Source organism: Microbacterium sp. Root553 (assembly GCF_001426995.1).
Lineage (GTDB): Bacteria > Actinomycetota > Actinomycetes > Actinomycetales > Microbacteriaceae > Microbacterium.
This window is the reverse complement of the sequence record NZ_LMFY01000002.1, coordinates 177,318-195,452: the sequence shown is the minus strand read 5'-3', so window position 1 is coordinate 195,452 and position 18,135 is coordinate 177,318. Positions and strand designations below refer to the sequence as shown.

The window sequence follows — 18,135 nt, the reverse complement described above, 5'->3', positions numbered from 1 at the left end:
GTGCGCTCAGCCTATCGGCGCGGGTGCCGGCTCCCGCCGCGAGTCCCGTCGCACCCACGGCAGGAGCAGCGCGCCGAGCACCAGGACGACACCGGCCCCGAGCAGCGCTCCGCCCAGCGTGTCGGTCGCCCAGTGCACCGACAGCAGCGTGCGCGAGATCGCCATCAGGACGATCCAGGCGATCCCGAGGATCGCCGTCCACAGACGCGGGAACACCAGCCAGAGCACCACGGCGATCGTCGCCGCGTTCGCGGTGTGCCCCGACGGGAAGGACCCGAAGTCGCTCGCGACGATCATGTCCTCCGGGCGGGCGCGACCGAAGAGCTGCTTGAGCAGCTGCACGGCTCCCGCGCTCGCGAGGAAGGCGATGGCGGCGAAGACGGCCGCCTGCCATCGCCGCGCGATGAGCAGCGCGAGGATCACGAGCAGCGGCACGACGAGGATCGCCACCCAGCCGCCGCCGATGTGATCGAGGGTCAGGGCGAACGACAGCATCCAGTCGGCGCGGTTCTCGCCGACCTCCCGGTTCCACCAGACGTCGAACCCGGGCGGCTCGGTGTACCCGAAGACGATGGCCGCCCCGAGGAGCGTCGCCGCAGCGAGCATCCCGATTCCCCACCACAGCAGCGCACGTGTTCTCATCCGACCATTCTGCCGGTCGGAGCCTGGGCGTTCGGGACGCTGGGCCGAGTCGTCTGGCGCCGAGCGGTCAGGGGGCGAGCATCCCCACGGTGCGCGGACGCACGATGAGCCACAGCGACAGCACGCCGATCGCCGCGCAGCCGACCATGACCGAGGCCATCGTGGTGGCGGTGATCCCCGCACCCTGCGAGATCCACCCCACGATCGGGGAGATGAGCCCCGCGACACCGAAGTTGGTGGCCCCGATCACCGAGGCCGCGGTGCCCGCCGCCTTGCCGTGCCGGTCGAGGGCCAGCACCTGCACGTTCGGGAAGGTGAATCCGCAGGCGGTCATGAAGACGAAGAGCGGGACGACGGTGCCCCACAGCCCGAGGCCGAGCTGGTCGGTGACGATGATCGCCGCGCCTGCGATCAGCAGCACGGCGGTCGAGTAGGCCATCACCCACTGCGGACCGAACCGCGCGGCGAGCCGCGAGGCGGTCTGCACACCGGCGACGACGCCCAGCGAGTTCACCGCGAAGAGGAGCCCGTACTGCTGCGCGTCGAGACCGTGCGTCTGCTGGAACAGGAACGGCGACGCGGACAGGTACGAGAACAGCCCCGAGAAGGTCATGCCGCCGATGATGAGCACGCCGATGAAGACGCGGTCGGAGAACACCGAGCGGTAGCGCTGCAGCACCGTGGCGCCGCCCTTCTCCTGACGCCGGGCGGCCGGCAGCGTCTCGGGCACGAACAGCGCGGTCGAGACGAGCATGACCACGCCGTAGAGCGCGAGCACGACGAAGATCCCGCGCCAGGGCATGAGCGTGAGCAGCCACGAGCCGATCAGCGGCGCGGCGACCGGGGCGACCCCCGAGACGAGGGCGAGCCGCGAGAGCATCACGACCAGACGACGCCCGCCGAACAGGTCGCGCACGATGGCCATGGCGACGACGCCGCCGGCCGCGGCACCCACGCCCATCAGCACGCGGGCGCCGCTGAGCAGCGGAAGAGTGGGGGCGTAGGCGGCTGCGGCGCTCGCGAGCACGTGCAGCGCCGTCACGGCGATCAGCGGCACCCGCCGACCGACCTTGTCGCTCAGCGGTCCGACCACGAGCTGACCGAGCGCGAAGCCGATCATCGTCCCGGTGAGGGTGAGCTGGATCGCCGCCGCGGTGGTCTCGAAGTCCTGCTCGAGCACGGGGAACGCCGGCAGGTACAGGTCGATTGTGAAAGGACCGAGAGCGGTGAGTGCGCCGAGCAGCACGATGTACAGCGCGCGACGACCGTTCGAGAGCGAGTCGCCGGGGTGCAGCATGATCGGTGCGGTGGCGGGATTCGAGCCCAGCGTGCGGATCGCGCCGGTGGCGGACGGGACGCGGATGCTACCGGTGGCAGTCCGCTCGACGTCGGGCGTCGTGGGAATGGAGTCTGTGCGTGGAGCGTCGGGCACGACGGTCCTTCCGGGATGTCGAGGGGAGGGGATCGAGTCGCAGGGCGGTCGGATCGTCGAGGAATCTCGAAACGATTCGATCCGGGCGAGCCTCCATGCTACCTCCCCGCTCGCGCGCATCCGCATGCCGAGAAGACGGATGCAGGGCGAAAACCCCGGGGGTTCCCGCCTGCATCCGTCTTCGGGACCTGCAGATATGGGGCGGCGCGTGCCGCCGATCGGTCGACCTCAGAGTCGGGCGAGGCCCTGCTCGAGATCGGCGATGAGGTCGTCGACGCCCTCGATCCCCACCGACAGCCTGACGACGTTCTCCGGCACGGCGAGAGCGGTGCCGCGCACCGAGGCGTGCGTCATGTCCGGCGGATACCCGATCAGCGACTCGACGCCGCCGAGCGATTCCGCGAGCTGGAAGAGCTCGGTCGACTCGGCAAACGCCTTCGCCGCGCCGGCTCCGGCCGAGAGGCCGAGCGACAGCATCCCGCCGAACCGGCTCATCTGGGCCGCCGCGATGTCATGGCCGGGATGCGAGTCGAGTCCCGGGTAGTAGACGGTCGAGAACTCCGAGCGTCCGGTCGCCCACTCGGCGATCGCCTGCGCGTTCTCGGAGTGCTGTCGCACGCGCACCGCGAGCGTCTTGATGCCGCGCGTCGTGAGCCAGGCGTCGAAGGGCGCCGACACCGCGCCGACGGCGAACTGCTGGAACGTGACCTGCTCGACGAAGCGGTCGTCGCCGAACACCACCGCTCCGCCGAGGACGTCGGAATGCCCGCCGAGATACTTCGTGGTGGAGTGCACGACCAGATCCGCACCGAGGGAGAGCGGCTGCTGCAGCGCCGGCGAGGCGAAGGTGTTGTCGACGACGGCGATCGCACCGGCCGCGTGCGCGATCTCGGAGACGGCCGCGATGTCGACGATCTTGAGCAGCGGGTTGCTGGGCGTCTCGACCCAGACGATCTTCGTCTCCGGGCGGATCGCCGCACGCAGCTCATCGGCGTCGGACATCTCCACCGTCGTCGTCTCGACGCCCCAGTTCGCGAACACCCGCGTGAACAGGCGATATGTGCCGCCGTAGACGTCGTTGCCGAGAAGGACGTGGTCCCCGGGCCTGAGGATGCCGCGCAGCAGCGCGTCCTCGGCCGCGAGCCCCGACGCGAACGACAGCGCGGTCGTTCCGCCCTCGAGGGCGGCGAGCTGCGTCTCGAGCGACGAGCGGGTGGGGTTGCCCGCACGGTTGTACTCATAGCCGCCGCGGAACCCGCCGATGCCGTCCTGCACATGGGTGGAGGCCTGGTAGATGGGCGGGATGATCGACCCGGTGGTGGGGTCGGGCGCCTGACCTGCGTGGATGGCTCGGGTGGCGAAGGCATGCTCTGACATGCCCTCCACCCTACGTCCGGCCGGGTGACGGCATCCGCTCCTGTTACGCCCGGGGTCGCCCGCGACTCACCGCGAGATGTACGAGAGCAGATCCTGGCGGGTGAGCACGGTGTGGGGCTTGCCGTCGGCGGTCACCAGCAGCGCGTCGACATCGGCGAGTGCGGCACGCGCCTGCGCGAGGGGCGCGTGGATGCCGATGAGCGGCAGCCTCTCCCCCACGTGCTGGCCGACCGCGTCGGCCGGCTTCGCGTCTCCGCGGAACAGCAGGTCGAGCAGCCCCTTCTCGTCGACCGTGCCGACGACCTCGCCCATCATGACGGGCGGCTCGGCGCTCAGCACCACGAGCTGCGACACGTCGTACTCGGTCATCATGCCGATGGCCTCGAGCACCGTGTCGGTGGGATGCGCGTGCACGAGGTCGGGGATCCCCTCGCCGCGCCGGGAGGAACGGGTCGCCAGCACGTCGGCGACGGTCTCCCCCTCCTCCACCTCACTGAAGCCGTACGACCGCATCCAGCCGTCGTTGAAGATCTTGCCGAGGTAGCCGCGCCCGCCGTCGGGCAGCAGCACCACCATGATCGCGTCGGCCGGCAGCTCGCGTGCGATCCGCAGCGCTCCGACGACGGCCATCCCGCTGGATCCTCCGACGAGGATCCCCTCCTCGCGGGCGAGCCGCCGGGTCATCGCGAACGATTCGGCGTCGCCGACCGCGACGATCTCATGGGGCACGCTCGGATCGTAGGCGCCGGGCCAGATGTCCTCGCCCACGCCCTCGACCAGGTACGGGCGTCCCGTCCCGCCGCTGTACACGCTGCCCTCGGGGTCGATGCCCACGATGCGCACGCGGTCTTCCGACACCTCGCGCAGGTAGCGGCCGGTGCCGGTGATGGTGCCCCCGGTGCCGACGCCGGCGACGAAGTGCGTGATCCGCCCGTCGGTGTCGCGCCAGATCTCGGGACCGGTGGTCTCGTAGTGGCTGCGGGGGCCGTTCGGGTTCTCGTACTGATTGGGCTTGAAGGCGCCGGGGATCTCGCGGGCGAGTCGATCGCTCACGCTGTAATACGACTCCGGGCTGTCGGCGGCGACCGACGTGGGGGTGACGACGACCTGCGCGCCGTAGGCGCGCAGCACGTCGATCTTGTCCTCGCCGACCTTGTCGGGCAGCACGAAGACGCAGGTGTAGCCGCGCTGCTGCGCCACGAGGGCGAGGCCCACGCCGGTGTTGCCGCTCGTCGGCTCGACGATCGTGCCGCCGGGCTTCAGCTCTCCCGAGGCCTCGGCCGCGTCGATGATGCGCGAGGCGATGCGGTCCTTCGCCGACCCTCCCGGGTTCAGGTACTCGAGCTTCACGAGCACGGTGCACTCCACGCCCTCGGTGACATGCCGGAGCTTCACGAGGGGCGTGTCGCCGACGAGATCGACGATGGAGTCTGCGTACTTCATGTTCACAGCGTACGTGCGACGATGCCGCGACCGGGACTGTATGTCACCCGATCGCGGCATCGTGTCATCCGCTTCCGCAGCCTGCCGGAATCAGCCCTTCGTGGACCCGGCCAGGAGTCCGCGGACGAAGAACCGCTGCAGCGAGAAGAACACGATCAGCGGAACGATGATCGACACGAACGCCCCGGCGGTGAGCAGGTACCAGCCCTCGCCGCGACCGGTGATCTCGGCGAGCACCTTCGTGATCGGCGAGGCGGCGCCGTCGGCGAACACCAGGGCGACGATCAGGTCGTTCCAGACCCAGAGGAACTGGAAGATCGCGACCGACGCGATCGCCGGCATCGTGAGCGGCAGCACCACGCGGAAGAAGATCTGTCCGCGCGATGCACCGTCGACGCGCGCGGCCTCGATGATCTCGCCCGGGATCTCCGACATGAAGTTGTGCAGCAGGTAGATCGCCAGGGGCAGCGCGAACATGGTGTGGGCGAACCAGACCTGCGCATACCCGCCCGCGACATCGAGCCCCAGCGTCACCTGCACCCCGAAGAGGTTGATGCCCCGCGAGAACGACGACAGCAGCGGGACCAGCGCCATCTGGATCGGCACGATCTGGAGGGCGAACACGAAGATGAACAGCGCGTTGCGTCCCTTGAACTCGATCCACGAGAAGGCGTACGCCGCCATGGCCGCGATCATCAGCGGGATGATCGTGGCCGGGATGGTGATCACGATCGAGTTGAAGAAGGACTCCAGGATCGTCAGCTGTGTGGTGCCGGACTGCAGCACGGCCGCGTAGTTGTCCAGGGTCAGCTGCGGGTTGGTGAAGAAGGTCCACCAGCCGGTCGTCTCGATCGCCTCGCGTTCGCGGAACGACGATATGAACAGGCCGACCGTCGGGATCGTCCAGAGGACGGCGATGACGATCGATGCGACGGTCGCCCAGGGTCGGCTGAGACGCTTGCGCGCTCGTCCGGCCGAGGCTTCGAACCTGCCCCCGGTGGTGATCGCCCTCGTGCTGGCGGGGGTCTCTGACTTCACTGTGTCGGTCATCGGATCTCCCGCTGCTTCTTGATCTGGCGCGCGTTGTAGATGACGATCGGCAGCACCAGGATGAACAGGATGACGGAGAGCGCAGCGCTGCGTCCCGCCTCGAACTTCGAGAACTGGGTGTACATCTCGTTCGCGAGCACCGACGTGCCGTAGTTTCCACCGGTCATGGTGCGCACGATGTCGAAGACCTTCAGCGAGGCGATCGAGATCGTGGTCAGCACGACGATGAGTGCCGGTCGGATCGACGGGATCGTGACCGACCAGAAGCGCTCCCAGGCGTTCGCGCCGTCGAGCTCGGCCGCTTCGAGCAGCTCCTGCGGCACGCCCTTGATGGACGCCGACAGCACGACCATCGCGAAACCGGTCTGCACCCAGATCAGCACCACGATGAGAGCGAGGTTGTTCCAGGGTCCGTTCAGCAGGAACTGCTGGGGCTCGCCGCCGAACCAGACCAGGATCTGGTTGAGGAGACCGATCTGCTCGAACTCGCCGCCGCGGTAGGCGTAGACGAAGCGCCAGATGATGCTGGCGCCGACGAACGAGATCGCCATCGGCATGAACACCAGCAGCTTGTAGACCTTCTCGCCGCGGGTCTTGTCGATGAAGACGGCGTATGCGAGGCCGATGAGGGTGGAGAGCGTCGGGACGAGCAGCACCCAGACGATCGTGTTGACGACCGACGAGACGCCGTCGGACTGGGTGAAGATCCAGAGGTAGTTCGAGAAGCCGACGAAGTCACTGCCCGTCGAGTTCCAGAACGACGCGTAGACCGTCTGGATCGACGGCAGGATCAGGCCCGCCAGCAGCAGCAGCATCGCCGGTGCCATGAACGCGACCAGCTGGATCAGGTATCCCGCGCCGTCGCGGGAGCGGTAGTCGAGGAAGAAGAACAGTGCGCCGACGGCGACGGCGACTCCCATCGCCCAGTAGTAGGAGTTGAAGAAGAACATCACCGCGAGCGGGATGAGCAGGCACATCGCGAGGCGGATGCCGGTGTAGAGCGCTCCCTTGCGGGGGGCGATGTCGACGAGAAGCAGGATGACCACCACGACCACCGCGAAGGCGATGACCACGGCGACGGCCTGGAGGATCGGCGGCAACGTGCCGATCCATTGGAAGAACACAGTCGCGTTCACGGATTCCCCTTTGCAGAGACGGAGCAGATCGAGCGGCCCGAGCGACACCGCTCAGGCCGGGTGTGAGAAGGAGGGCCGCCCCTCGGGGCGGCCCTCCTCATCCGATCAGCTGGAGGGCCAGCCGGTCTGGATCTGCGTCAGGACATCATCCGTGGAGGTGCCGTTGACCCAGGCCACGATCCCCTTCCAGAACGTTCCCGAACCGACCGCACCCGGCATCTGGTCGGATCCGTCGAAGCGGAACGTCACCGAGTCGTCCTGGAGGAGCTTGATCGACTCCTGCAGGATCGGGTCCTCGACCACGTCGAGGTTGACACCCTTGTTTGCCGAGGTCACGCCGCCGAGGGCGAGGCGGCTGTCCGCCCACTCGGGGCTGGACAGGTACTCCAGCACCTTCTGCGTCGCCTCGTCGTCGCTGAACGCGCCGACGATCTCGCCACCACCGGTGATGAGCGTCTCGTCCGGGCTCGAGCTCGGCGTCAGGAACGCCCAGACGTCGCCGTCCTCGGCGAAGTTGGTGCCCTCGGGGAAGAAGCCCGAGAGGAACGACGCCTGGTGGGTCAGCGCACACTCGCCGCTGGCGACCTTGCCCGCCACGTCGCCGAAGGCGGTCGAGTTGATCGAACGCACGTCACCGAAGCTGGCGTTGACGTACTCCGGGTTGAGCAGGATCTCGCCGGCCGTGTCGAAGGCGTCCTTGATCTGCGGGTCGGTGAACGGGATCTCGTTCTTGACCCACTGGTCGTAGACGTCGGGGCCCGCGTTGCGGAGCACGAGGTCTTCGATCCAGTCGGTGCCAGGCCAGCCGGTCGCGACGCCCGACTCGAAGCCGGCGCACCACGGTGCCCCGCCGCTCTTCTCCTTGATCGTCTGGGTGAGCGTCATCAGCTCGTCCCAGGTCGTGGGCTCTTCGACGCCCCACTCGGCGAACTTGGTGGGCGAGTACCAGATCCATCCCTTGACGCTCGCCATCAGCGGAGCGCCGTAGAAGGTACCGTCGTAGGTGCCGAAGTCGATCCAGCCCTGGGTCCACCCCTCTTCGGCGTTCTTCTTGACGGCATCCGGAGCCGGCTTCAGCAGGTCGCGCGACGCGTAGTCCGCGAACAGACCCGGCTGCGGGAAGATCGCGATGTCCGGCGGGTTCCCGCCCTGTGCGCGGGTGCCGAGCTGCGTCTCGAAGTCCTGGCTTCCCTCGTACTTGATCGTGATGTCGTTCTCCTTCTCGAAGTCCGCCCACGACTGCGCGAGGAGTTCCGCCTCACCCTCGACGATCGTTCCGTAGATGGTGACGGTGTTGTCGCCGCCGCCCCCTCCGCCACCGCCGGCCGCACCGCCGGGAGCACCACAACCGGCGAGCGCGATGCCTGCGACTCCGAGCAGAGCGATTGGCGCGTAACGCCGAGAACGCTGTGACAGACCCATGTGAATTCTCCTCTTCGAGTTTCACGGTCCCGAGCTGATTCCGCGCCGCCCCTGGCGCGGAATCGGGAACCGATTCCAGGCCAACCTACCGGGGCGCGACAACCGGACACAACACGAGAACATCACAAGCTCGCAACCTTTCACCCGCGCGCGGGGCCTTGCGTGGGAGCGCTCCCTCCACAGCGAGCTGGAACCGGTTCCCTTTTATGAGGTCAGCCGTTACGCTGACAACGGCGGCGGAGGGGCCGATGGCCGCCGCATGGTCGAGGAGGACCACATGAGCACGATCGCGGACGTCGCGGCGCGTGCGGGCGTATCGAAGGCGACGGCCAGTCGCGCGCTCAGCGGCCGCGGCTACGTGTCGGACGACACGCGCCGCCGGGTCGCCGAGGCCGCCGCCGCACTCGCCTACGTCGCGCACCCCTCGGCGACCAGCCTCGCCACCGGGCGCACGCAGACCGTGGGCGTGATCACCCCGCCGGTCGATCGCTGGTTCTTCTCCGAGCTGCTCGCCGGCATCCAGGAGTCGCTGTTCGCGCTCGACTACGAGCTCGCCCTGTACGGGATGCCGGAGGGCACCGCGACCAGGGAGCGGCTCTTCGACTCCGTGCTGCCGGGGCGCCGCTTCGACGGCATCATCGCTGTCGGCATCCAGCCGAGCGCCCATGAACTCGACCGCCTGCGCCGATCGGACCGCCCGCTCGTCAGCGTCGGCCCCTACAGCGAGGGGTCCAGTGCCGTGTCGATCGACGATGTGGGCGCGGCACGCATCGCCACCGAGCACCTGATCGAGCTGGGACACTCCGACATCGCCTTCGTCGGCGGCGCGAGCGAATCCGACGACCTGAGCTTCGGCGACGCCCAGCGCGTCGAGGGGTATCTCGAGGCCCTGGCCGCCGCCGGCCTCGAGTCGATCGCGCGGATCACGGATTCACCGCCGACCATGCCCGGCGGGTACGCGGCCGCCGTCGAGCTGCTCGGCGATCGCCGCGGACGCCCGACCGCGATCGTGGGGGTGTGCGACGAGACCGCGATCGGCGCCATGATCGCCGCGCGGCGCCTGGGGATCGCGGTACCCACAGAGCTCAGCATCGTCGGCGTCGACGACCACCAGCACGCCGAGATGTTCGCGCTCACCACCATCAAGCAGTCCCCCCGCGAGCAGGGGCACGAGGCGGTGCGGCTGCTGCAGAGGCAGATCGATCATCCGGATGCGCCCCGGGAACGCACCGTGACGGCATCCGCCCTGGTCGTGCGCAGCTCCACCGCCAGCCGACGCTGAGGCGCACGCCCCGGACGCACGAAAGCCCCGGGGCGACCCGGGGCTTTCGTGAAGCGTCCATCCGGGTCGCGGCGCAGAAGCCGCGACCCGGAGCGGATTACTTGAGGGTGACGGTGGCGCCGGCGGCCTCGAGGGCCTCCTTGGCCTTCTCGGCTGCTTCCTTGTTCGCGCCCTCGAGCACGGCCTTGGGAGCACCGTCGACGACGGCCTTGGCCTCGCCGAGACCGAGCGAGGTGAGCTCGCGGACGGTCTTGATGACCTGGATCTTCTTGTCGCCGGCAGACTCGAGGATGACGTCGAAGGAATCCTTCTCCTCGACCTCTTCTGCGGCCCCTCCACCAGCGCCGGCAACGGCGACGGGTGCAGCAGCGGTGACCTCGAACTTCTCCTCGAACGCCTTCACGAAGTCGTTGAGCTCGACGAGGGTCAGGCCGGCGAACTGCTCGAGCAGCTCCTCAGTGGTGAGCTTAGCCATGATGTATCTCCTAGATAGATGGGGTTTGTAGACGAGATCGCCGGACGCTTACGCGGCCTCTGCGGTCTCCAGCTTTTCGCGAAGCGCGTCGATGGTCGCGGCAGCCTTGCCCATCGTCGCCTTCATCATGCCCGCAGCCTTCGCCAGCAGAGCCTCACGGCTCTCGAGCGCGGCGTACTTGTTGACCTCGTCGGCAGAGAGGGCGTTGCCCTCGAAGATGCCGGCCTTGATCACGAGAAGCGGGTTGGCCTTGGCGAAGTCACGAAGAGCCTTGGCAGTGGCGACGAAGTCACCGTGCACGAACGCGACGGCCGACGGACCCTTGAGGTCGTCGTCCAGCGCGGTGATGCCAGCCTTGTTGGCGGCGATCTTGGTCAGCGTGTTCTTCACCACGGCGTACTCAGCGTCCTGACGGATGCTGTTGCGCAGCTCCTTGAGCTGGGCAACCGTCAGACCGCGGTACTCGGTCAGCAGAACGGCGGACGAGTTCTCGAATGACTTCGTGAGCTCGGCGACCGATGCATCCTTCTGCGCCATGGTCACTCCTTGGTGTGTACGAGGCGCCGCACGGTGGTGGGGCGCCGACTCCGACCGCATGCAACAGAAAAGCTCCGGCGCAAGCGCACGGAGCTTTGAGAAGTTCGTGTCCTGCGCGGGCCCCTGCTGAGCAGAGCTTCGATCGACTCGCGTTCACACGCTCGACGATGACCAGCGGTCTTCGGTTGATCCCACTGTACCCCACCCCCGCCGCCTCCCCAAATCAGGAGGATCAGCGTCGATGGGCGGAACGCCCTGCGTGCCCGGCGAGGGCGTCCGCCGCTCGGATGAGACTGAGGTGGGACAGCGCCTGTGGGGTGTTGCCCGCCTGCCGCGCGGTCGCGACGTCGTACTCCTCCGACAGCAGACCGAGATCGTTGGTCATCGCGATCAGCCGCTCCATGAGGTCACGGGCATCGTCGAGACGATCGCTGCTCGCGTACTGCTCGACCAGCCAGAAGCTGCAGGCGATGAAGGGATGCTCTCCCCCCTCCAGCCCGTCGACACCCGATTCGGTGCGGTAGCGGCGGACGAACCCGTCGGTGAGCAGCGTGCGCTCGATCTGCTCCACGGTGCGCAGCATCCGCGGGTCGTCCGGCGCGCAGTACCCGACCTGCGGGAGCACGAGCAGGGACGCGTCGACCTCGGTGGACCCGTAGTGCTGCGTGAAGTACCCGTGCTCGGCATCCACTCCGCGCTCGTCGATCTCGCGACGCAGGCCGTCGCGCACCTCGGCCCACCGACCGGCATCACCGGCGAGGCCCTGCTCCTGCACGGCGCGGACGCCGCGGTCGAGAGCCGCCCACATCATGACCCGGGAATGGGTGAACCACTGCGGTTCGCCGCGGATCTCCCAGATGCCGTTGTCGCGGCGCGAGATCGAGGCGATCACCTGCTCGATGAGGGCGCGCTGCAGCGGCCACGAGAAGTCGCCCTCCTCGAGACCCGCGATCCGCGCGCACTCGAGCGCGACCAGCACTTCGCCGATCACATCGCCCTGGTACTGGTCGACCGCGCCGTTGCCGATGCGCACCGGCGCCGCGCCGTCGTATCCGGGCAGGCTCGACAGCTCGCGCTCGACGAGGTCCCTCTCCCCGGCGATCCCGTACATGATCTGCACCTCGCTCGGCTCCCCCGCGACAGCGCGCAACAGCCATCGCCGCCAGTGGTGCGCCTCGGTGAGGAACCCGTGCGCGATGAGGGCCTCGAGCGTCAGCGCGGCATCCCGCAGCCAGACGAAGCGGTAGTCCCAGTTGCGCGCGCCGCCGAACTGCTCGGGAAGCGAGGTGGTGGCCGCGGCGACGATGCCGCCGGTGTCCTTGTTCGTCAGCGCCCGCAGCACGAGCAGCGAGCGGACGACCTCGGCGCGATACGGACCCTCGTGCTCGATGCCGCTCGCCCACCCCTGCCACCAGGACCGCGTGGCGGCGATCGCCTCGTCGACGTCGAGCGGCTTCGGCGGATGCTCGTGCGAGGGGAACCAGCTGAGCGTGAGGTCGACGACCTCGTCGGCCGCGACCGTGAACGTCGCCCTGTGCACATGATCCTCGGCGACGAGACGCACCCCGCGGACGATCACCGCCTCCGGTCCCGCGGTCGCGTGGAGCGCGGGCTGATCGTGGGTGCCCACCTGTCGCACCCACGGCAGGCGGCGTGAGTAGTCGAAGTGCAGCCGGAGCTCGGTGGCGAACTCGACCCGCCCCGAGATACCGACGATCCGTCGCACCACGTCGCTGCGCGTCGGATGCAGGGGCATGAACTCCTGCACCTCGGCGACGCCGTCGGCCGTCTCCCACCGGGTCACGAGGAGGAATGTGTCCGACACGTAGTGACGCTGCGAGATGGCTGTCGCCTCGGTGGGGCGCAGGCCCCAGCATCCGTTGCGCGGCTCGCCCAGCAGCGCCCCGAACAGCGAGGGGGCGTCGAACCGGGGCAGACAGAGCCAGTCGATGCTGCCCTCGCGCGAGACGAGCGCGCCGGTGCGGCAGTCGCTGAGCAGGGCATAGTCCTCGATGGGAGCGGGCATCGCCCGATTCTGGCACGACAGTCTGTGGGTCGGACCGTTACGGTGGGACCATGGCCGCTGCGACGACGCTCGTGATCTTCGGTGCCGGGGGCGACCTCACCTCCCGGCTCCTCCTTCCCGCACTGGGGCAACTGCTGACGCGGGAGCCGTCCCGTGCGGTGCGCATCGTGGGGGCCGACCGCGCGGACTGGACCGACGCCGACCTCGAGACGGTGGTGAAGAAGGCCTTCGCCTCGATGGATGCCGCAGACGCCGCTTCCCGCGTCGACGTGACCTACGTACGCACCGACATCACCGAGGCGGATGACCTGCGCGCGCTGCTCGAGGGCTGCACCGGACAGGTCGCCCTCTACTTCGCCGTGCCGCCGTCGGTGGCCGAGGCCTCCATCGGCGCCCTCACCTCCGAGATGCTGCCGGAGGGGGCGATGCTCGTCATGGAGAAGCCCTTCGGCACCGATGAGGCGAGTGCCCGCGCCCTCAACCGCACCCTCACCGCCCTGGTCCCCGAGGGACAGATCTATCGGGTCGACCACTTCCTCGGACGCTCGACCACGCTCAACCTGCTCGGTGCGCGCTTCGCGAACCGCATCCTGGAGCCGCTGTGGTCGGCCGACAGCATCGTATCCGTCGACATCGTGTACGACGAGGCGCTCGCGCTCGAGGGGCGCGCCGGCTACTACGACGCGGCCGGCGCGCTGGTCGACATGATCCAGAGTCACCTCCTGCAGGTGCTCGCGGTGCTCGCTATGGAGGAGCCCGCCACGCTCGACGAGGTCGACTTCCGCGCCGCGACGAGCGCCGTCCTCCGCGCCACCACCGTGTGGGACGACGACCCGGTGGCCTCCTCGCGTCGGGCCCGGTACACCGCGGGATCGGTCGGCGGTGCGCAGAAGCCCTCCTACGTCGACGAACCGGGGGTGGATGCCGACCGCCGCACGGAGACTCTGGCGGAGGCGACCTTCGAGGTGCGCAACGCCCGCTGGGCGGGGACGCCGTTCCGGCTGCGATCCGGCAAGGCGCTCGGCACGCCGGCGACCGAGATCGTCGTGCGCTTCCGGCCCGTGCGGCATCTGCCGACCGGGCTCACCGGTTCGTCCGACGGAGCGGTGCTGCGGTTCTCGCTCGGCCCCGATCGGATCTCCCTCGAGCTGAATCTCAACGCCGCGGACGACCCGTTCGAGCTGGAGCGCGCCGCCCTGTCGGCCGAACTCGGCGAGGGCGCTCTCAAGGCCTATGCCGAGGTGCTGTCGGGGGTGCTCGACGGCGACCCGCTGCTCGCCGTCCGCGGCGACGCCGCCGAGGAGTGCTGGCGGATCGTCGCTCCCATCCTCGACGCGTGGCGGCGCGACGAGGTGCCGCTCGACGAGTACCCGGCGGGGTCGTCCGGCCCCGCCGACTGGCCCACCCTCGCCTGACCGCCGCACCTGCGGCGGAGCGGCGTGTGAAGGGACGCAGAGTCCCCGGGCGGGGTTAGGGTCGAGAGGTGACTCCCGAACTCCGCGCACGCATCGTCGCGGATTCCCGTGACCGTGTGGCCTGGATGCGGGCCCGCTCGCGCGGCATCACCGCGACGGATGTCGCAGGACTCACCAGCGAGCGTTCGATCACCCGCGCTGCCGACTCCAAGCTCGGCGGCGGTCCCCGCTTCGGCGGCAACGCCTACACCGATCACGGCCGACGCCGAGAGCCCGAGATCGCCGCGTGGGTGGCGGCGACGCACGGCATCCTTCCCTCGTCGGCCCTGTTCCGCGCCGAGGTCGAGCACCGCCACCTGGCGACCCCCGACGGCATCGCCGTCGATGCCGACGGCCGCATCGAGCTCGCCGAGATCAAGACCACCAACAAGGCCTTCCGCGGCATCCCCCGCACGTACCTGCGCCAGATCTGGTGGCAGCAGCACGTGCTCGGCGCCGAGCGCACGCTCTTCGTCTGGGAGGAGCACGTCGACTTCGCTCCGATCCACGACGAGCCGCGGTGCGTCTGGATCGACCGCGACGACCGCGAGATCGCGAAGCTCGTCGGTCTCGCCACCGACCTCATCGACGAGCTCTACCGACGGACCACCGGCATGCAGGTGCCGCCCCGGATCGCCGAAGCCGCGGCGGCCGCCGCCGCCAGCCGTCGTGAGCACCTGCGCGAGCGCGACGCCTTCCGCGCACTGGCGCTCGCCGACTGACCCCCCTGGCGCACGAGCATCCTGGCGCACGAGCATCCTCCCGCGCGAGCATCCTGGCGCGCGAGCATCCTCCCGCGCCTCAAGTGCAGCTGGAGCCGACGCCCAGCGCACCGACCGCGAGCTGTCGAGTCGCCCCGGCCGATACCCAGGTCGTGCCGACGAGGAGGTTGCGCGCCGTCATGGTCGTGGTGCTGCCCAGCAGATTCGTCAGCAGGCTCGCCAGCAGACCCTGAGTGAGCACCGCCGTGTGGGTGTAGACGCCGCCGGCCGCCGGGCCGCTGGTCGTGATGTTCGCGGCGGGGACCGTCGCGGTCGTCGCCCCCTGAGTCAGCGTCAGACTCACACCGGTGGCCGGATACGTGGATGTCCACACGAGGGTCACGCTCTGGAAGATCCCGAGACCGTTGTTGACCGCGGTGCACGAGGTGATGGTCGGCACGGGGACGGTGAAGGCGCCGAACGTCGCGCTGGAGTACTCGCGATCGGTGAAGGCCGCGTCCGTCACCTGTGCGGGTGGCGTGAGGCCGACCCCGATCAGCAGCAGGGTGCCGGCGACTCCGCCGAGCATCCGTCGCCGCCCGCGCGCGCTCACGATCCGCCGTCCTGGGCGGCCGCACGCGCATGCGCGGCCGCGGCGAGCGCCCACCCGGCGGTCAGCAGCGCGAGCGCGCCGCCCACCGCCCAGGGAGCCACCGGCGACGGGCCCGTGGCCGCCAGCCCGCCGCCGGGCCCCACGGTCGCCGACTCCCCCGCGCCCTGCGCATGCACGCGCACCTCGGTGCTGCCGGGCTGCGCATCGGCGAGAGCGATCGACAGACGCAGATGCGCCGCATCGTCGTCGGACATCTCGACGAGCGAGATCTCGGAGCCGTCTCGGGGGATCGGCCATGCCGCCCGCACGACCGTCTCTCCGTCGGGGCATCCCCCCGCGGTCCAGGCCTGCGCGCACAGGGCGGCGTCGAGGACGAGGTCGGCATCGCCGGTGGCGCTGATGCCCACGCGCACGGTTCCGGGCTCCGGGGCGTCCGCGCTGACGGTGACATCCCACCGGAGGGGCTGTCCGGGGCGCAGACTCGATGCGGCGTCCCAGTCGGCGACCGACACGAGCGTGAGCACCTCCCCCTGCACGATCTGGGTCGAGGGCACGGCCCACGCGGAGGTCGGCGCTCCGAGCACCACGCCGGCGGCGACCGCGCTCGCGATGACGGCAGCCTTGACTCCCGCCCTGCTGATCATGAGTCGGCCCCCGGGGCGCCTCGTGCACGGCGCGGCCAGAACGCCCACACCACGAGCGCGGTCGCCGCGATCGTGAGCCCTCCGAGCACCACCGGATCGCCGAGTGCCACGATCACGGTGGCGATTCCCGGAACGGAGAACAGCACCACGCGCACCGACTCCACGGTGTAGGGGTAGGGGTCGTCGGCCGCGTTCGCGTCACCGCGCATCGTGAGGACACGCTGCTCACCGCTCCCGCCCGGGGCGACGGATGTGACCCGGTGGGTGACGGGCAGGTCACCGGGGCGATCGACCGTCACGATGTCACCTACGGCGATCTCGGCTGCCGGGACCTGCTGCACGACGGCCACAGAACCTGCGGGGATGGTCGGCGACATCGACCCGGTGCGGAACATGATCAGCGTGATCTGCGCGGTGAGTGCGAGGACCACGAGCACCATGCAGATCGTCCCGGCGATCGCGGCCGCCCACAGCAGCACGTCGACGACGAGACGCCCGGCCCGGGACATCGCACCCCGACCCCGTGCCTCGCTCCCGGCCGCATCGGGCACAGCGAAACGCTCCGCTCCCTGCTCGCGGAGGCCTCGTCTCGTCGCCGGTGCGCTCATGCCATCCCTCCGCTTCTGCGGCGCCCGGTCAGGACGCCGTCCCGAGGATCTGCCAGGTCTGGATCGCCGTGAGCCCCTGCGCTCCGTTGTCGGCGCCGGAGGGGAGGGTCACCGCGATGCAGTAGTTGACCGTCGATCCGCCGTTGGCGGCGACCGTCTGGGTTCCGGTGCCCGCGGTGGACATCGTCGAGTTGTCGGCGACCACCGCGGTGCCGGCCGGATACGTCGTGGCATTGCACGTGGTTCCCGTGATGGTGCGCACCCCATAGCGCAGGTAGGGACCGAGCCCCGTGCCCGCCGTCGATGCCACACTCAGCTGCAGCGAGCCCGTCACCGACGGATTGGCGGTCTTCACGCTGAACAGCGCGTAGACCGTGGTGCCCGGGACCATCGCGCCGAAGGGGGCGCTGAAGGTCAGTGCGGCCGTTGAACCGATCGGAGTACTCGTCGGATGACTGCTGAACGCCGCGCCGTCCACGGCGCCGACGATGTCGAAGCGTCCTGCAGTGAAGGTGGCACTGCTGTATTCGGAGTCGTTCCATGCCGCGAGGGTCATCGTCGCGCCGACGCCGAACACCAGCCCGCCCGCGAGGACGGCCCGGATCCGACGGGACCGCGATAGCCTTCCCTCCCGCATGGATCTGCGGGTGACGGCCATGATCAGTTGGCGGTCGAGGTCGCCGTGAACTTCCATGTCGCGGTCGCCGCGGCGCCCTGGGTGAGGCCGGATCCGGCCGTGACGGCGAAGCACAGCTGCACCGGAGTGCCCGCGGTGCCTGCCGCCGACCCCTTGGTCAGCGGCACCGAGGTGGCGCCGGTCTGTGCGGCGAGAGTGGCACCCGACGCGACGAGCGTTCCCGTCGCCGCCGCCCCGCAGGTCGCACCCGGCGCGATGGCCGTCACGGTGTAGGCGAGGTTCGCGGTGTTGCCGCCCGCCCCGGCGGTGACCCCCGTGGGCAGGAGTGTCGCGCTGTTCGTCGTCGTGCTGTCGAGACGCACCCAGAACGGAGCGTAGACCACGTCACCCGGCGCCATCGACGAGGCGACGGCTGGGAGCTGGAACACCAGCGAGGCCGCGGTGTCGCCGTTGTCCACGTTGTGACTGGCATACGCAGTCGTGGCGCTCGTCGTCGAGCCCTCGAGATTGAAGGATCCGGCGGTGAACGTCCCCGACGCGAACTCCGAATCGTTCCACGCGGCGAGTGTCACCCCGATTCCCACGCCGAGCACCAACCCGCCGGCCAGAACGGCCCGCACTTTCCGTGTCGTGTCCTTCTGAACCATGTATCTCCC

General features: G+C 69.5%; 18 protein-coding genes. 3 read left to right on the top strand and 15 right to left on the bottom strand.

The genetic code is table 11. The features are described 5' to 3' along the window. Positions 1–6 precede the first annotated feature (6 nt). The 7 genes from ASD43_RS15005 to ASD43_RS14975 all read right to left on the bottom strand — a co-directional run bounded on the left by ASD43_RS15005 (position 7) and on the right by ASD43_RS14975 (position 8,502). A complete protein-coding gene (locus ASD43_RS15005) occupies positions 7–642 on the bottom strand; it encodes a phosphatase PAP2 family protein (protein WP_157551060.1) in 636 nt (211 codons plus the stop codon). 67 nt (positions 643–709) lie between these two features. Then, entirely contained in the window at positions 710–2,074 is a 1,365-nt protein-coding gene (locus tag ASD43_RS15000; RefSeq protein ID WP_410477426.1) for a multidrug effflux MFS transporter, read from the bottom strand. A 228-nt stretch (positions 2,075–2,302) separates the two neighbouring features. Further along, positions 2,303–3,451 (bottom strand): cystathionine gamma-synthase, encoded by a 1,149-nt coding sequence (locus ASD43_RS14995; protein ID WP_056420157.1) that lies wholly within the window; start codon positions 3,449–3,451, stop codon positions 2,303–2,305. A 66-nt stretch (positions 3,452–3,517) separates the two neighbouring features. Further along, entirely contained in the window at positions 3,518–4,894 is a 1,377-nt protein-coding gene (locus ASD43_RS14990) for a cystathionine beta-synthase (protein ID WP_056420514.1), read from the bottom strand. Positions 4,895–4,984: 90 nt separating this feature from the next. Then, positions 4,985–5,944 carry a carbohydrate ABC transporter permease gene (locus ASD43_RS14985; RefSeq protein WP_056420153.1) on the bottom strand — a complete coding sequence of 320 codons (960 nt, stop codon included), beginning with the start codon at positions 5,942–5,944 and terminating at the stop codon, positions 4,985–4,987. Continuing rightward, on the bottom strand, positions 5,941–7,080 hold the full coding sequence (locus tag ASD43_RS14980) for a carbohydrate ABC transporter permease (RefSeq protein WP_056420510.1): 1,140 nt from the start codon (positions 7,078–7,080) through the stop codon (positions 5,941–5,943). Before ASD43_RS14980 ends, ASD43_RS14985 begins: the two co-directional genes overlap by 4 nt. 105 nt (positions 7,081–7,185) lie before the next feature. Continuing rightward, a complete protein-coding gene (locus tag ASD43_RS14975; RefSeq protein WP_056420151.1) occupies positions 7,186–8,502 on the bottom strand; it encodes an ABC transporter substrate-binding protein in 1,317 nt (438 codons plus the stop codon). A 277-nt stretch (positions 8,503–8,779) separates the two neighbouring features. Between ASD43_RS14975 and ASD43_RS14970 the strand changes: the two genes are divergently transcribed. Then, positions 8,780–9,784: a LacI family DNA-binding transcriptional regulator gene (locus ASD43_RS14970; protein WP_056420508.1), complete on the top strand. Its 1,005-nt coding sequence runs from the start codon at positions 8,780–8,782 to the stop codon at positions 9,782–9,784. Between the two features lie 97 nt (positions 9,785–9,881). Here ASD43_RS14970 and rplL read toward each other — a convergent pair whose 3' ends face one another. The 3 genes from rplL to ASD43_RS14955 all read right to left on the bottom strand — a co-directional run bounded on the left by rplL (position 9,882) and on the right by ASD43_RS14955 (position 12,822). Continuing rightward, positions 9,882–10,259, bottom strand: coding sequence for a 50S ribosomal protein L7/L12 (gene rplL / locus ASD43_RS14965; protein WP_056420148.1), 378 nt, complete (start codon positions 10,257–10,259; stop codon positions 9,882–9,884). A gap of 48 nt (positions 10,260–10,307) precedes the next feature. After that, a complete protein-coding gene (gene rplJ, locus ASD43_RS14960; RefSeq protein ID WP_045254248.1) occupies positions 10,308–10,796 on the bottom strand; it encodes a 50S ribosomal protein L10 in 489 nt (162 codons plus the stop codon). 232 nt (positions 10,797–11,028) lie between these two features. Beyond that, the gene (locus ASD43_RS14955; protein WP_056420146.1) at positions 11,029–12,822 is read right to left on the bottom strand and encodes a glycoside hydrolase family 15 protein; all 1,794 of its coding nucleotides are present in this window, start codon (positions 12,820–12,822) and stop codon (positions 11,029–11,031) included. 50 nt (positions 12,823–12,872) lie between these two features. Between ASD43_RS14955 and ASD43_RS14950 the strand changes: the two genes are divergently transcribed. Next, positions 12,873–14,237, top strand: coding sequence for a glucose-6-phosphate dehydrogenase (locus ASD43_RS14950; protein WP_056420141.1), 1,365 nt, complete (start codon positions 12,873–12,875; stop codon positions 14,235–14,237). Positions 14,238–14,305: 68 nt separating this feature from the next. Further along, positions 14,306–14,998 carry a YqaJ viral recombinase family protein gene (locus tag ASD43_RS14945; RefSeq protein ID WP_056420138.1) on the top strand — a complete coding sequence of 231 codons (693 nt, stop codon included), beginning with the start codon at positions 14,306–14,308 and terminating at the stop codon, positions 14,996–14,998. Positions 14,999–15,077: 79 nt separating this feature from the next. Here the strand turns inward: ASD43_RS14945 and ASD43_RS14940 are convergent, their stop codons facing one another. From ASD43_RS14940 to ASD43_RS14920, 5 genes are read right to left on the bottom strand one after another with little or no spacing between them, the layout of a single operon-like run. Next, positions 15,078–15,590: a hypothetical protein gene (locus ASD43_RS14940; RefSeq protein ID WP_157551058.1), complete on the bottom strand. Its 513-nt coding sequence runs from the start codon at positions 15,588–15,590 to the stop codon at positions 15,078–15,080. Beyond that, positions 15,587–16,234, bottom strand: a complete 648-nt coding sequence (locus ASD43_RS14935; RefSeq protein WP_056420132.1) for a hypothetical protein — start codon at positions 16,232–16,234, stop codon at positions 15,587–15,589. The genes ASD43_RS14940 and ASD43_RS14935 overlap by 4 nt, the downstream gene beginning before the upstream one ends. Beyond that, positions 16,231–16,842: a signal peptidase I gene (locus ASD43_RS14930; protein ID WP_056420129.1), complete on the bottom strand. Its 612-nt coding sequence runs from the start codon at positions 16,840–16,842 to the stop codon at positions 16,231–16,233. Before ASD43_RS14930 ends, ASD43_RS14935 begins: the two co-directional genes overlap by 4 nt. Before the next feature lie 28 nt (positions 16,843–16,870). Further along, positions 16,871–17,536 (bottom strand): SipW-dependent-type signal peptide-containing protein, encoded by a 666-nt coding sequence (locus ASD43_RS14925; RefSeq protein ID WP_235564190.1) that lies wholly within the window; start codon positions 17,534–17,536, stop codon positions 16,871–16,873. Continuing rightward, positions 17,503–18,126, bottom strand: coding sequence for a SipW-dependent-type signal peptide-containing protein (locus ASD43_RS14920; RefSeq protein WP_056420122.1), 624 nt, complete (start codon positions 18,124–18,126; stop codon positions 17,503–17,505). The genes ASD43_RS14925 and ASD43_RS14920 overlap by 34 nt, the downstream gene beginning before the upstream one ends. Between the last annotated feature and the right edge of the window lie 9 nt (positions 18,127–18,135).

Bases quoted from the DNA above. Each gene is read 5' to 3' on its own strand.
- ASD43_RS14930 (WP_056420129.1), bottom strand. From the start codon at position 16,842: ATGAGCGCACCGGCGACGAGACGAGGCCTCCGCGAGCAGGGAGCGGAG.
- ASD43_RS14920 (WP_056420122.1), bottom strand. From the start codon at position 18,126: ATGGTTCAGAAGGACACGACACGGAAAGTGCGGGCCGTTCTGGCCGGC.
- ASD43_RS14985 (WP_056420153.1), bottom strand. From the start codon at position 5,944: ATGACCGACACAGTGAAGTCAGAGACCCCCGCCAGCACGAGGGCGATC.
- ASD43_RS14955 (WP_056420146.1), bottom strand. From the start codon at position 12,822: ATGCCCGCTCCCATCGAGGACTATGCCCTGCTCAGCGACTGCCGCACC.
- ASD43_RS14990 (WP_056420514.1), bottom strand. From the start codon at position 4,894: ATGAAGTACGCAGACTCCATCGTCGATCTCGTCGGCGACACGCCCCTC.
- ASD43_RS14935 (WP_056420132.1), bottom strand. From the start codon at position 16,234: ATGATCAGCAGGGCGGGAGTCAAGGCTGCCGTCATCGCGAGCGCGGTC.
- ASD43_RS14950 (WP_056420141.1), top strand. From the start codon at position 12,873: ATGGCCGCTGCGACGACGCTCGTGATCTTCGGTGCCGGGGGCGACCTC.
- ASD43_RS14995 (WP_056420157.1), bottom strand. From the start codon at position 3,451: ATGTCAGAGCATGCCTTCGCCACCCGAGCCATCCACGCAGGTCAGGCG.
- rplJ (WP_045254248.1), bottom strand. From the start codon at position 10,796: ATGGCGCAGAAGGATGCATCGGTCGCCGAGCTCACGAAGTCATTCGAG.
- rplL (WP_056420148.1), bottom strand. From the start codon at position 10,259: ATGGCTAAGCTCACCACTGAGGAGCTGCTCGAGCAGTTCGCCGGCCTG.
- ASD43_RS14975 (WP_056420151.1), bottom strand. From the start codon at position 8,502: ATGGGTCTGTCACAGCGTTCTCGGCGTTACGCGCCAATCGCTCTGCTC.
- ASD43_RS14925 (WP_235564190.1), bottom strand. From the start codon at position 17,536: ATGGAAGTTCACGGCGACCTCGACCGCCAACTGATCATGGCCGTCACC.
- ASD43_RS14970 (WP_056420508.1), top strand. From the start codon at position 8,780: ATGAGCACGATCGCGGACGTCGCGGCGCGTGCGGGCGTATCGAAGGCG.
- ASD43_RS15005 (WP_157551060.1), bottom strand. From the start codon at position 642: ATGAGAACACGTGCGCTGCTGTGGTGGGGAATCGGGATGCTCGCTGCG.